Annotated in this window: 11 protein-coding genes; 3 read left to right on the forward strand and 8 right to left on the reverse strand. The window is 73.6% G+C overall.

What is annotated here, in order from left to right; translation table 11 throughout:
* Positions 1-133: 133 nt before the first annotated feature.
* Positions 134-1,063, reverse strand: coding sequence for an alpha/beta fold hydrolase (locus ACZ4NT_RS31310; RefSeq protein WP_121402297.1), 930 nt, complete (start codon positions 1,061-1,063; stop codon positions 134-136).
* A 622-nt stretch (positions 1,064-1,685) separates the two neighbouring features.
* The gene (locus tag ACZ4NT_RS31315) at positions 1,686-2,378 is read right to left on the reverse strand and encodes a metal-dependent transcriptional regulator (RefSeq protein WP_121402296.1); all 693 of its coding nucleotides are present in this window, start codon (positions 2,376-2,378) and stop codon (positions 1,686-1,688) included.
* A gap of 303 nt (positions 2,379-2,681) precedes the next feature.
* Here ACZ4NT_RS31315 and ACZ4NT_RS31320 point away from each other — a divergent pair, with 303 nt between their 5' ends.
* A complete protein-coding gene (locus ACZ4NT_RS31320) occupies positions 2,682-3,437 on the forward strand; it encodes an SIS domain-containing protein (protein WP_121402295.1) in 756 nt (251 codons plus the stop codon).
* 27 nt (positions 3,438-3,464) lie between these two features.
* On the opposite strand, the gene ACZ4NT_RS31325 is transcribed toward ACZ4NT_RS31320, so the two are convergent.
* Positions 3,465-4,853, reverse strand: a complete 1,389-nt coding sequence (locus ACZ4NT_RS31325) for a PAS domain-containing protein (protein ID WP_121402294.1) — start codon at positions 4,851-4,853, stop codon at positions 3,465-3,467.
* Between the two features lie 771 nt (positions 4,854-5,624).
* Between ACZ4NT_RS31325 and ACZ4NT_RS31330 the strand changes: the two genes are divergently transcribed.
* Entirely contained in the window at positions 5,625-6,653 is a 1,029-nt protein-coding gene (locus ACZ4NT_RS31330; RefSeq protein WP_121402293.1) for a 2-oxoglutarate and iron-dependent oxygenase domain-containing protein, read from the forward strand.
* A gap of 28 nt (positions 6,654-6,681) precedes the next feature.
* On the opposite strand, the gene ACZ4NT_RS31335 is transcribed toward ACZ4NT_RS31330, so the two are convergent.
* The gene (locus ACZ4NT_RS31335) at positions 6,682-7,782 is read right to left on the reverse strand and encodes a citrate synthase 2 (protein WP_121402292.1); all 1,101 of its coding nucleotides are present in this window, start codon (positions 7,780-7,782) and stop codon (positions 6,682-6,684) included.
* A 424-nt stretch (positions 7,783-8,206) separates the two neighbouring features.
* Between ACZ4NT_RS31335 and pdxH the strand changes: the two genes are divergently transcribed.
* Entirely contained in the window at positions 8,207-8,845 is a 639-nt protein-coding gene (pdxH, locus tag ACZ4NT_RS31340; protein WP_467728510.1) for a pyridoxamine 5'-phosphate oxidase, read from the forward strand.
* A 27-nt stretch (positions 8,846-8,872) separates the two neighbouring features.
* On the opposite strand, the gene ACZ4NT_RS31345 is transcribed toward pdxH, so the two are convergent.
* From ACZ4NT_RS31345 to ACZ4NT_RS31360, 4 genes are read right to left on the reverse strand one after another with little or no spacing between them, the layout of a single operon-like run.
* A complete protein-coding gene (locus ACZ4NT_RS31345) occupies positions 8,873-9,478 on the reverse strand; it encodes a TetR/AcrR family transcriptional regulator (protein ID WP_121402291.1) in 606 nt (201 codons plus the stop codon).
* Complete coding sequence (locus tag ACZ4NT_RS31350) at positions 9,466-10,200, reverse strand: enoyl-CoA hydratase family protein (protein ID WP_467728494.1); 735 nt, start codon at positions 10,198-10,200, stop codon at positions 9,466-9,468. Before ACZ4NT_RS31350 ends, ACZ4NT_RS31345 begins: the two co-directional genes overlap by 13 nt.
* A complete protein-coding gene (locus ACZ4NT_RS31355; protein ID WP_467728495.1) occupies positions 10,197-11,771 on the reverse strand; it encodes a 4-coumarate--CoA ligase family protein in 1,575 nt (524 codons plus the stop codon). Before ACZ4NT_RS31355 ends, ACZ4NT_RS31350 begins: the two co-directional genes overlap by 4 nt.
* A gap of 8 nt (positions 11,772-11,779) precedes the next feature.
* Positions 11,780-12,943 carry an acyl-CoA dehydrogenase family protein gene (locus tag ACZ4NT_RS31360; protein ID WP_467728496.1) on the reverse strand — a complete coding sequence of 388 codons (1,164 nt, stop codon included), beginning with the start codon at positions 12,941-12,943 and terminating at the stop codon, positions 11,780-11,782.
* Between the last annotated feature and the right edge of the window lie 20 nt (positions 12,944-12,963).

Consider the following 12,963-nt stretch of genomic DNA (forward strand, 5'->3'; position numbering starts at 1 on the left):
GCGCGGAGTTCGCGGCCCGGCCGTGTGCCGCGTCGGCGCCCGCCGAGCGCCTGTCCGGGGGGCGCCGGGTCCCCGCGTCTCGCGGGCCAGGAGCGGCCGACGGTAGGCGGGCGGGCCCGCCCCCGCGGACCGCTCAGGTCGTGAGGACGCTGTCCATGAACGGCTCGATCGCCGCGCGCCAGGCGTCCGGCTGGTCGTAGTGCACGAGGTGGCCCGCGTCGGCGACCTCCGCGTACTGCCCGCGCGGCAGGACGCGGACCATCTCCTGGGACTCCGCCCGGCCGAGCTCCCCGTCGAGGCCGCGGACGACCAGCGCCGGGCACTGGACCTGGGTCAGCTCCTCCCAGTGCGCGTCGTACACCCAGGTCTCGCGGGACTTGAGCATCTGGTGCGGTTCGAAGACCGGGCGCCAGCCGTCGCCCGACTCGGACATCACCTCGGCGTAGAACTCCCCGCGGGCCGGGTTCGGGCGCTCCACCCAGGGGTCGTCCTCGCCGAACCACTTGCGCACGTCGGCGAGCGTCGCGAACGGGACGGGCCAGGCCTTGAACCAGTCCTCCCACTCCCGCTGCGACGCGGCGCCTAAGGCCGAGGCGCGCATGTCGCAGATGACCAGACCGCAGACCAGGTCGGGACGCTTGGCGGCCAACTGCCAGGCGGTGAGCGCCCCCATGGCGTGGCCGATCACGACGGCCGGGGCGAGACCGAGCTGTTCGAGCGCCGCCTCGGCGTCCTCGACGTAGGCCTCGCGGGTGTACGAACCCTCCGGCGGCTTGTCGCTCCGGCCGTGGCCACGCTGGTCGAGGGCCACGGCTCGGTGCCGCTCGGAGAGCCAGCGGGCGGTCGACGCCCAGTGGGAGGCCCGGCCCATCAGGCCGTGCAGCAGGAGCACGCCGGGACCCCGCTCGGGCCGCTCCTGCGCGGATCGCTCCGGCCCGCCCTGCGCCGGCACGGTCCCGGCCGCTTCGGCCACCCCCGCCGGATCACCCTTGGGAGGGTCGCCGAACTCCCAGGCCGCGAGCCGTACGCCGCCTGCTCCGGTCACGTCGATGCGCCGCACCATAGGTCCTGGCACCCCCCTGGCTCACTCGGACCGCTCACTCCCGCCGGTCCACTCTCGTACCGCTGGTCGTCCCGCTGCTCGTGCCGGGTACCGCCGCGCGCGCCCCTCACCCCGTCACCGTGCTCCCGGTGATACAGCGCGCGCCCTTCAAGATCCGTCACCCCCCACGCTATCGAATAGGGATTCGAAAATGGGCCGTTGGGCGACAACACCCCTCATTCGAGTGACCTCCCTCAGGGATTGGCCGCCGCTGCCGAGGGGAGATCTTCAACGGGGGACGGACCGCTCGGGGAAACCGGTCCGGAGGGAATGACCCTGGGAGCTCGGGGCTCCGGGTCAGCACAGGGGAGGACAGGCCCCGGCGCCGCACGGCGCCGGGGCCCTCTCCACGTCTGCGGCACATCTCCCGCTCCCTCCCCGGCCGCGTGACATCGCTGTCGGACGACGGCCAAGAGCCCCTCGGTCATATGCCTCACGCGACAGCGTCGCACGCAAACGGTCGCGGCGCTGCGATTCGGCGCACTGAATCTCGAAATCGGCGGGATCGAAAGCGGCCCACAACTGCCTCTGATGTCCCGGCAGTTGACACACCGCCGGGCCCCGGACGCGGCTCCCGCGGAGGTCAGCGCTTGGCGACGAACACGTGGGAGGCGACGTCCGCCTCCAGCTCCGCGGCCTCGCCGCCGCTGCCCACCAGCACCCCGCCGGGCGACTCCGTGACGCTCACGACCGAGCCGGGCTGCACACCCGCCCGCCGCAGCGTGTACATCAGCTGCGCGTCGGTCTGGATGGGCTCACCGATCCGCCGGACGACGACGGTCTTGCCGTCCACGCCCGGGTCGAGGTCGGCCAGCGACACCATGCCCGCGTCGAGGAACGGGTCGGCTCCGTCCTTCTCGCCCAGCTCCTCCAGGCCCGGGATCGGGTTCCCGTACGGCGATTCGGTGGGGTGGCGCAGCAGCTCCAGGACGCGGCGCTCGACCGCCTCGCTCATCACGTGCTCCCAGCGACACGCCTCGGCGTGCACCTGCTCCCACTCCAGACCGATCACGTCGACGAGCAGGCACTCCGCGAGCCGGTGCTTGCGCATCACGCGGGTGGCGAGCCGGCGGCCCTCCTCGGTGAGCTCCAGGTGACGGTCGCTGGCCACGGCCACCAGGCCGTCGCGCTCCATCCGCGCCACCGTCTGGCTGACCGTCGGTCCGCTCTGGTCGAGCCGCTCGGCGATCCGGGCGCGCATGGGGACCACACCTTCCTCCTCCAGCTCGAGGATGGTGCGGAGATACATCTCCGTGGTGTCGATCAGTCCGGACATACGTGCCCCTCGATTTGCTCTGCCGAGAGCTGGACCGCTCTCCGGCGCGTGCGCTGGCCCTGGCCTCAATTCTGACGCATACCACCGACAACCGTGCCGCGCCGGGGGAACCGCACGGTGACGCGTGCCCCGGCAGCCGCCCGGCGGTGCCCGCGCGGGCCGTATTGACACGGCACTGGTCCAGACCGCAACGTGATCCGCGACACGACGGCCCGCGGTCCGCCGGGCCGCGGGTTCCGCCGGCTCCGGCCCGCCGCCGACCCGGCGTGCCGCCACCGACGCGACTTCCAAGGGGCTTCGCCGATGAGCGAGAGCAAGCTGGCCGGACAGTTCTTCGACGCCGCCATCGGCCTGCTGCAGCGGGTGCGGGACGAGGACGCCGAGTCCATCGCCGCGGCGGGCGCGCTCGTCGCCGACACCGTCGCCGACGGGGGCCGGCTGTTCGCGTTCGGTGCCGGGCACTCCTCGCTCGCCGCGCAGGACGTGGTCTACCGCGCCGGCGGTCTCGCCCTGATGAACCTGCTCGCCGTGCCCGGTGTCGTCGGCGTCGACGTCATGCCCGCCACGCTCGGTTCCGCGCTGGAGCGGGTCGACGGCCTCGCGAGCGCCGTGCTGGACTCCAGCCCGGTCCGACCCGGCGACCTGCTGGTGATCGTCTCGCTCTCCGGGCGCAACGCCCTTCCGGTCGAGATGGCGATGAACGCCCGCGCCCTCGGTCTGAAGGTCGTCGGCGTGACGTCGGTCGCCTACGCCGCCGAGACCAAGTCCCGGCACGTCTCCGGCACGTACCTCAAGGACCACTGCGACATCGTGCTCGACTCGAAGATCGCGGTCGGTGACGCGGAGCTGAGCGTGGACGCCATCCCGGCGCCCTTCGCCCCGGCGTCCACCGTGGTCACCGCGGCGGTGCTGCAGGCCGTGATGGCCACGGCGGCGGGCGCCCTGGCCGAGCGCGGCATCGAACCGCCGCTGCTGCGTTCCGGGAACGTCGACGGCGGACACGAGTGGAACGGCCGGGTGCTCAGCGAGTACGGGGACCGGATCTTCTACCGGCACTGAGGCGGGCCGCCCCCGGACCGGGGCCGCTCAGTCCCGGTCCGCTGCCAGCAGTCCCGCCAGGTCCAGCGACGTCGCGATCCGGACGGCCACGTCCTCCGCGTACGTCGCGTCCGAGCGCTCGAACTGGCTGCGGCCCGCGCCGCGCAGGAACGTCACGACACCCAGCGTCCGGCCGCGGCTGCGCAGGACCGCGCACAGGGCGTGCACGGAGTCCGGCGGCCACTGGCGGGCCACCGCCCAGTCGCGAGCCGCCTCGGGGGCGGCGGTGCCCGCGCCGGCCCGCACCGAGCCGGACCGCTCCACGCACTGCAGCGCGGGGTGGCTGTCCGCGTACCTGACAGGGATGCCGGCCTTGCCGGACGGCAGGCTCGGTCCCGGCGCGCCGGACGGTGTGGCCGCGTCCCGCACCAGCCGCACCGGCCCCTCGCCGTCGGCCACCGGTCCGCCCGCCACGAGGTCGATCAGCGCGTGGTCGGCGAACCCGGCCAGGGCGAAGTCCAGATGCACGGAGGCCGCCTCGGCGGGGTCCTCGCACTCGGCGGCGGCCCGCGCGGCCCGGTGCAGCTGGTTGGCGCGGAACCGCAGCTGCGCGGCCTCCTGCTCGGTCTGCTTGGACTCCGTCACGTCCTGGAAGAGCCAGCCGACGCCCAGCGGCACCGGCTCCTCCGCGAGCGGGGAGGCCAGACGCAGGAAACCGCTGCGCCAGCAGCGCCGCTTCTCCCCCTCCGCCGCGCGCACGCTCACCCACATCTCGGCCGGCGCGGGCGGCGCCCCCTCGGCGAGTACGTGCGTGAGCGCGCTCTCCAGCTCCTCGACACCCTGGGCGAGCAGCTCGCCGAGCGGCCGCCCCAGCACGGCGGTGCGTCCGATGCCGAGGGCCCGGGCCGCGTGGGCGTTCACCACGGCGGGCCGCAGGTCGGCGTCGACGAGCACGACACCCCAGCTGGCGTCCTCGAAGAGGGCCTCGCTCAGGGCGATGGAGCGCTCCAGGTCGATCTGGGTGTGCACCTCGCTGAAGGCGCAGTAGACCCCGGCGGGCTTGCCGTCGGGGCCGCGGACGGCCGCCGACTGCGTCCGGACGAGGACGCGTCCGCCGTCCTTGGTCACCAGCGCGAACTCGTGGACCTGCCGTCCGGGCGCGTCCATCGCGGACATCAGCCGCTCCTGGACCTCCGCCGCGTCCGCGGTCCGCACAGCCCAGCCGGCGAAGCCGGGCCGGCCTACGGCCTCCCCGGCGGTCCAGCCGAGGATCCGCTCGGCCTCGCGGTTCCAGTGCGTGACCACGCCGTCGGCGTCGAAGGCGCACAGCGCCGCGTCCATCCCGTCCAGCAGCGCGGCAAGAAGATCCGAGCCGTCGTGCTCGGGCTCGTCGGGCCCCAGCTCGTCGGTGGTCCCACTACGCCGGGAAGCACTCACCTGAACCCCCTGCAGGCTGCGTCCGCACGTACGGCGCGTCGGTTCGCTCACTCGTCATCATTCAACTGGAACGTGACCCAGCCCACACCACGTTCCCCGAAGTTCGGACGAACTCGTCGTGGATGGACCTCCGTCTCCCTGCTCCTCGGCGGCCCCGGGTCGCGCACTTTCCATGGTCCCTCGCGTTCCCCGGATGCCCAACCGCAGGCGTCCCGAAAAACCGGTTGAGCCGCGCCGGGACCGTTCTTAGGCTGGGCGCACGCTGAGAAAGGAGGTGATCCGGCAGATGTATGAAACCCGGACGAGCGAGGTGGCTGCGGGCTAGCGGCCCGCCACCACAAGCAGTGCGGTGCCGGACCAGCGCGCGAGCTCAGCGTGCAGCCGGCCGAATTTCCACGCAGTCACCCGACCCGCGGGCTCGCCGGCACGTCCGGCCGCCCTCCTCGCCCCAGGCGAGGGGACCAGAGCCCGCGGGTCGCCTGCGTTCACGGCGCGTGCCGCGGAACCGCGGCGGGAGTGACCCGCATCACATCCGGCTCGGGGGTCTCGCAGTACTCTGGGCGCATGCTTTCGCTCGTACGGCGCCGCCACGTGGACTACGTCCGCGTCACGAGCATGGGCTGTCGACGGTCCGTCTGACCCCAGCCCCGCGTTCCCTCCCGGTTCTCTCCGGGACTTCTCCGCCCTTTCCTCCCCGCCCACTCGGCACCCGTGGCTCCGCCCCACCCCCGGCGGTGCCCGGGCACCCGTAGACCCCTGCGGACGCATCCCATGACGAATGCCGCGACGAACCCGTCGTACCAGCAGCTCCCGATCATCGATCTCTCGGCCGCCGACCGCGGCCCGCAGGCGCGTGCGCTGCTGCGCGCGCAGTTGCACAGCGCCGCCCACGACGTGGGCTTCTTCCAGTTGGTCGGGCACGGGGTGACGGAGGCCGAGACCTCCGCCCTGCTCGGCGCCATGCGCCGGTTCTTCGCGCTCCCGGAGGCCGACCGGCTGGCCCTCGACAACGTCAACTCCCCCCACTTCCGCGGCTACACCCGCACCGGCGACGAGCGGACGGGCGGCAGCCGGGACTGGCGGGACCAGCTCGACATCGGCCCCGAGCGGCCCGCGCGGGCACCCGGCCCGGACGAGCCGGCGTACTGGTGGCTGGAGGGCCCGAACCAGTGGCCGGCCGCGCTGCCCGAACTGCGGACCGCGGCCCTCGGGTGGATCGACCGGCTCGCCTCGGTAGCGGCGCGGCTCCTGCGGGAGCTGCTGGCCTCCATCGGGGCGCCCGCCGACTTCTACGAGCCGGTCTTCGGTGAGCGGGCGCATCCGCAGCTGAAGCTGGTGCGGTATCCGGGCAGCGCGGGCGACGGCGCCGACCAGGGCGTGGGCGCGCACAAGGACTACGGGTTCCTGACGCTGCTGCTCCAGGACGAGGTCGGCGGGCTGCAGGTGCAGCGCGCGGACGGGCTCTTCCACGACGTGCCGCCGATCCCCGGGGCCTTCGTCGTCAACCTGGGCGAGCTGCTGGAGGTGGCGACGAACGGGTACCTGCTGGCGACCAACCACCGGGTGGTCAGCCCGCCCGGCGCCACCGAGCGGTTCTCCGTGCCGTTCTTCTACAACCCGCGGCTCGACGCGCGGGTGGAGCCGCTGCCCTTCCCGCACGCCTCGGCCGCACCGGGCGTGACGACGGACCCGGCCAACCCGCTCTTCGCGGAGTACGGGCGCAACGAGCTGAAGGGCAAGCTCCGCGCGCATCCGCTGGCCGCCGCCCGCCACCACGCGGAGCTGCTGGTGCCCGCGTGAGGGCGGCCGGCGGCGTGCGGAGCGCGGTTCAGGACGCGATGTCCCCGTAGCCGCCGATCTCCTGGGGGCGGCGCGAGCCGGGGCCCACATAGCGCGCGGACGGCCGGACGAGCCGTCCGGTGCGCTTCTGCTCCAGGATGTGCGCCGACCAGCCGGCGGTGCGGGCGCAGGTGAACATCGAGGTGAACATGTGCGCCGGCACCTCGGCGAAGTCCAGGACGATGGCCGCCCAGAACTCGACGTTGGTGGCCAGCACGCGGTCCGGGCGGCGGGCGTGCAGCTCGGCGAGGGCGGCCTTCTCCAGCGCCTCGGCGATCTCGAAGCGGGGGGCGCCGAGTTCGCGGGCGGTACGGCGCAGGACGCGGGCGCGGGGGTCCTCGGCGCGGTAGACGCGGTGCCCGAAGCCCATGAGGCGCTCGCCCTTGTCGAGGGCCTGCCGGACGTAGGCCTCGGCGTCGCCGGTGCGCTCGATCTCCTCGATCATGCCGAGGACGCGGGAGGGGGCGCCGCCGTGCAGCGGGCCGGACATCGCGCCCACAGCGCCGGACAGCGCCGCGGCCACGTCCGCGCCGGTGGAGGCGATGACGCGGGCGGTGAAGGTGGAGGCGTTCATGCCGTGTTCGGCGGCGGAGGTCCAGTAGGCGTCGACGGCGGCCACGTGCTTGGGGTCGGGCTCGCCGCGCCAGCGGATCATGAACCGCTCGACGACGGACTGCGCCTTGTCGATCTCGCTCTGCGGGACCATGGGCAGGCCCTGGCCGCGGGCGGACTGGGCGACGTACGACAGGGCCATCACGGCGGCGCGCGCGAGGTCGTCGCGGGCCTGCCGCTCGTCGATGTCGAGGAGCGGTTTGAGGCCCCAGACGGGGGCGAGCATGGCGAGCGCGGACTGCACGTCGACGCGGATGTCGCCGGAGTGGACGGGGATCGGAAAGGGCTCGGCCGGGGGCAGTCCGGGGTTGAAGGCGCCGTCGACGAGGAGGCCCCAGACGTTCCCGAAGGAGACGTGACCGACCAGGTCCTCGATGTCGACGCCCCGGTACCGGAGTGCGCCGCCCTCCTTGTCCGGCTCGGCGATCTCCGTCTCGAACGCGACGACTCCCTCAAGCCCGGGTACGAAGTCGGACATCAGGCGGCTCCTCGTGATGGGTGCGACAGATGGTGTGCGGGGTTCGGCGACCATGTGTCGGACGTGGGCGGGGTGGGACCGGTCCGGTTCCACGGCCGTGCCCGAAGACTCGTGCAGGACTGCCCGGAAGTCTGCGGCGGCTCGCGGTCCGAAGCGGTCACTCCGGTGATGCCCCGTGCGGTCGGCGGTCACCCAACCGGAACGGCAGCAGCACGATATCTCCGAGTGCCACCGTTGGGGAGGGTGTGCGGCACTCAGTGCCACACAGTGATGAACCGCACCCCGCCGGCCGGACGGGCGCATACGGCAGGATGGCCGCGTGAGAGACCGCTTCCCGGATGAATCCGCCGCAGAGCCCCTCGTCCAGCGCGCGGCGCAGGCCGCCGAGCCCGCCGCCGGGGAACCGGCCGCGGACCCCGCCGCCATGCGCGCGCACTACCGCGCGGAGGGGCTCGCCGAGCCGGACCTCGCCGCCCACCCGATGGACCAGTTCTCCCGCTGGTTCAAGCAGGCGGCGCAGGCCGCCGTCCAGGGCATGGTGTACGAGCCGAACGCGATGATCGTCTCCACGGCGGACGGGGACGGCCGCCCCAGTTCGCGGACGGTGCTGCTGAAGCAGTACGACGAGCAGGGCTTCGTCTTCTACACCAACTACGACTCCCGCAAGGCGCGCGAGCTGGCCGCCAATCCGCACGTCTCGCTGCTGTTCCCCTGGCACCCGATGGCCCGGCAGGTCATCGTCTCGGGGGTGGCGCGGCGCACCGGCCGCGACGAGACGGCGGCGTACTTCCGCACCCGCCCGCACGGCTCCCAGCTCGGCGCCTGGGCCAGCGCGCAGTCCACGGTGATCGCCTCGCGCGTGGAACTCGACGCCTCGTACGAGGAGCTGAGCGCCCGCTATCCGGAGGGCGAGCGCGTGCCGGTGCCGCCGCACTGGGGCGGATTCCGGGTGGCTCCGCGGTCGGTCGAGTTCTGGCAGGGCCGCGAGAACCGGCTGCACGACCGGCTCCGGTACGTGGCGGAGGCGGACGGCGGCTGGCGGGTGGAGCGGCTCAGCCCGTGACGTGACGCGGCGCGCCCGTCCGGGCGGTCAGCCGAGCGCGTCGTCGAGGAGGGCGGCCCACTGCGCGACGACCCGCTCGCGGCGCACGGCGTCGTCCGTCAGGAGGTTCGCCAGGCCCAGTCCGCGGGCCATGTCGAGCAGCCCCTGGACGGTCTCCCGGACGCCGGGGCGGGACTCGTCGGCGGCCAGCAGCTCGACGGCGATGCGGTGGGTCTCCCGGCCGACGCGGCCTTCCAGCTCGGTCACCCGCGGGCGGAGCTGCTCCTCGTCGGAGGCGGCGACCCACAGGTGCAGGGCCGCGCGGAAGAGCGGGCCGGTGTAGAGGTCCACGAGTGCGCCGACCACGGCGCGGCGGTCGGCCGCGCCCTGGGGGAAGAGGGCGCGCAGGGCCGAGGAGCGCTCCTCGGCCACGTACTCGACGGCCGCGGTGAACAGGTCCTCGCGGGTGGGGAAGTGGTGCTGGGCCGCGCCCCGGGAGACACCGGCCCGTTCGGCGACGGCGGAGACCGTGGAGCCCGCCCAGCCGTGCTCGGCGAGACAGGCCACGGCGGCCTCCAGGAGCCGCTGCCGGGTGGCCCGGCTGCGGTCCTGCTTCGGGGCGCGGTCGGCGCCGGTCGCGGTCACAGCACCCATGCGGGATCCCGTCGTTCCAGAAAGGCCGTCATCCCTTCGTGGGCGTCGGCGGTGGCGAACAGCCGTGCCGAGAGCGCGGTCAGCGCGGCGGTGTCCCGGTCGAAGGTCTCCAGCACCCTAGCCGTGAGCAGCCGTTTCGTCTCCGCCAGGGCCCCCGGGGAGGCTCTGCGCAGTCCGTCCAGGATGGGGGCCAGGACCTCGTCGACGTCCTGGGCGGCCTCCGTCAGGAGCCCGCTGCGCGCCGCCTCGGCCGCGTCGAAGCGTTCCCCGGTGAGGTAGTGGCGGGCGGCGGCGCGCGGGTCGAGGCGGGGCAGCAGCGGCATGGAGATCACGGCGGGCGCGACGCCGATACGGACCTCGGTGAAGGCGAAGGAGGCCGCCGGTCCGGCCACCGCGATGTCGCAGGCGCCCACCAGCCCGAGCCCGCCGGCCCGGACGTGGCCGGTGACGCGTGCGAGGACCGGCCTGGGCAGCTCCACGATCTGCCGCAGCAGGGCCACGAAGGCCGCCGGGTCCGGAGGCCGCCGGAGGTCCGCGCCGGCGCTGAAGGTGTTCCCCGTGTGGGTGAGGACGACGGCCCGCACACCGGGGTCCTTGCCGCAGTCGGTCAGGGCGCCGGCGAGGCCCGCGACGAGCGGGGCGGACAGGGCGTTGCGGTTGCCCGGGGAGTCCAGGGCCAGCGTCGCCACCCCCCGCTCGTCGGTACGGACGACGGCCGTCACGACGCCTCCCGCAGGGCCCGCAGCTCGCGGCGCAGGATCTTGCCGGAGGCCGCCCGCGGCACGCCCTCGACGAAGGTGACCCCGCGCACCCGCTTGTACGGGGCGACGCGCTCGGCGACGTACATCATGACCTCGCCCTCGGAGAGGTCCCGGGCGGCCTGCTGGCGCACGACGTAGGCGTGCGGGACCTCGTTGTGGTCGTCGTTGTAGACCCCGATGACGGCGGCGTCGGCTATGCCGGGATGGGTCAGCAGCAGCGCCTCCAGCTCGGCGGGCGCGACCTGGAAGCCCTTGTACTTGATCAGCTCCTTGACCCGGTCCACGACGAAGAGCCAGCCCTCGCGGTCCACATGGCCGACGTCGCCGGTGTGCAGCCAGCCGTCGGCGTCGATCATCGCGGCGGTGGCGTCGGGCCGCCCGAGGTAGCCCTTCATCACCTGGGGGCCGCGGATGAGGATCTCGCCGGGCTCCCCGGCACCGAGGTCCTTGTCCGGATCGTCCAGGGAGACGATGCGCATCTCCGTGCCCGCGACGAGTTTGCCGACGGTTCCGGGCGGCGGGTCCGCGGCGTCCAGGGGGACGACGTGGGTGCCGGGCGACAGCTCCGTCATGCCGTAGGCCTGGCCCACCGGCGGCAGTCCGAGCCGCCGCGAGCAGGCGGCCGCGAGGCCGGCGTCCAGCGGGGCGGCCGAGCACAGGACGTGGCGCAGCGAGGACAGGTCGTACCGCGCGACCGCCGGATGCTTGGCGAGGGCGAGGACGATCGGCGGCGCCACGTACAGGCCGGTGATGCGGTGTTCCTGGATGGCCGCGAGGAAGGTGTCGAGGTCGAAGCGGGGCAGCACGACCACGGTGGCGCCCTGCCGCAGGGGCGCGTTCATGAGGGCGGTCAGCCCGTAGATGTGGAAGAACGGCAGCACGGCGAGGATGCGGTCCCCGGGACCCATGGGGAGGGTCGGCGAGAGCTGCGCGAGGTTGGTGGCGATGGACCGGTGGGTGAGCATCACCCCCTTGGGGACGCCGGTGGTGCCGGAGGAGTACGGGAGCGCCGCTATGTCCTCGGCCGGGTCGATGTCGACCCGGGGCTCCGGCGCGGTCGAACCCAGCATGTCGATGAGCGACCGGTGGCCGGGCGCGCTGTCGCAGACGAGGATCTCCCGCACCCCGCCCGCCTGTTCGGCCGCGGCGCGCGCCGTCGCGAGGAGCGGTGAGACGGTCACGATCCAGCGGGCGCCGCAGTCCCGCAGCTGCTTGGCGAACTCCTCGGCGGTGGCGAGGGGGTGGACGGTGGTGACCGACGCGCCCGCGCGGGTGGCGGCGTAGAAGGTGGTCGGGAAGGCGACCGTGTTCGGGCTGTGCAGGGCGAGGACGTCGCCCTTGACGACGCCCGCCTCGGCGAACGCGGCGGCGAGCCTGCGGTGGAAGCGGTCCACCTGCTCGTAGGAGAGGGTGGTGCCGTCCACGCCGTCGATGAGCGCCGGGGTGTCGCCCCGCTCGGCGGCCCGGCCGAGCACGGCCTCGTGGATGGGGAGTTCCACGGCCGGGACATCTGCGTACTCGCTGCGGAACACGGTTCCTCCTAGTACGACTTGGGCAGGCCCAGGGTCTGGTGGGAGACGTAGTTCAGAATCATCTCCCTGCTGACCGGCGCGATACGAGCCACACGCGAGGCCGTGATGAGCGAGGCGAGGCCGAACTCCCGCGTGAGGCCGTTGCCGCCGAGGGTGTGCACGGCCTGGTCGACCGCCTTCACGCAGGCCTCGGCGGCGGCGTACTTGGCCATGTTGGCGGCCTCCCCGGCGCCGATGTCGTCCCCGGCGTCGTAGAGGAAGGCCGCCTTCTGCATCATCAGGCGGGCCAGCTCGATGTCGACGTGGGCCGCCGCGAGGGGATGGGCGACGGCCTGGTGGGCACCGATCGGCTGCTTCCAGACGGTGCGGTCGCGGGCGTACTCGACGGCCCTGCCCAGCGCGAAGCGGGCCATGCCGATCGCGAAGGCGGCCGTCATGACGCGTTCGGGGTTCAGCCCGGCGAACAGCTGGAGCAGCCCCGCGTCCTCCGACTCGCCGACGAGCGCGTCGGCGGGCAGCCGCACGTCGTCGAGGGTCAGCTCGAACTGCTTCTCGACGCTGTGGAGTTCCATCTCGATCTGCCGCCGCCCGAAGCCCTCGCTGTCGCGCGGGACGATGAACAGGCAGGGCTTGAGTCGGCCGGTGCGGGCGTCCTCGGTGCGCCCCACGATCAGGGTGGCGTCCGCGATGTCGACGCCGGAGATGAACACCTTGCGTCCGGTGAGGAGCCAGTCCTCGCCGTCCCGGCGGGCGGTGGTGGTGATCCGGTGCGAGTTGGACCCGGCGTCGGGCTCGGTGATGCCGAAGGCCATGGTGCGGGTGCCGTCCGCGAGGCCGGGCAGCCACTGCCGCTTCTGGGCCTCGGTACCGAAGCGGGCGATCACCGTGCCGCAGATGGCCGGGGAGACGACCAGCATCAGCAGCGGGCAGCCGGCCGCGCCCAACTCCTCCAGGACGATCGAGAGTTCGGCTATGCCGCCGCCTCCCCCGCCGTACTCCTCGGGGAGGTTGACGCCGAGGTAGCCGAGCTTGGCCGCCTCGGACCAGAGCTCCACGGGGTGTCCCCCGTCGGCGAGGGTCCGGGTGAGGTACTCGCGGCCGTAGCGCCTGCCGAGGGCGGACACGGCGGCCCTGAGGGCTTTGTGCTCGTCGGATTCGATGACGGGGCTCATGCGGCTCCTTCGTCTGCGGG

The sequence above is a fragment of the Streptomyces sp. NPDC026417 genome, assembly GCF_055567695.1.

Bases quoted from the DNA above. Each gene is read 5' to 3' on its own strand.
- ACZ4NT_RS31310 (WP_121402297.1), bottom strand. From the start codon at position 1,063: ATGGTGCGGCGCATCGACGTGACCGGAGCAGGCGGCGTACGGCTCGCG.
- ACZ4NT_RS31315 (WP_121402296.1), bottom strand. From the start codon at position 2,378: ATGTCCGGACTGATCGACACCACGGAGATGTATCTCCGCACCATCCTC.
- ACZ4NT_RS31320 (WP_121402295.1), top strand. From the start codon at position 2,682: ATGAGCGAGAGCAAGCTGGCCGGACAGTTCTTCGACGCCGCCATCGGC.
- ACZ4NT_RS31330 (WP_121402293.1), top strand. From the start codon at position 5,625: ATGACGAATGCCGCGACGAACCCGTCGTACCAGCAGCTCCCGATCATC.
- ACZ4NT_RS31335 (WP_121402292.1), bottom strand. From the start codon at position 7,782: ATGTCCGACTTCGTACCCGGGCTTGAGGGAGTCGTCGCGTTCGAGACG.
- pdxH (WP_467728510.1), top strand. From the start codon at position 8,207: ATGCGCGCGCACTACCGCGCGGAGGGGCTCGCCGAGCCGGACCTCGCC.
- ACZ4NT_RS31345 (WP_121402291.1), bottom strand. From the start codon at position 9,478: ATGGGTGCTGTGACCGCGACCGGCGCCGACCGCGCCCCGAAGCAGGAC.
- ACZ4NT_RS31360 (WP_467728496.1), bottom strand. From the start codon at position 12,943: ATGAGCCCCGTCATCGAATCCGACGAGCACAAAGCCCTCAGGGCCGCC.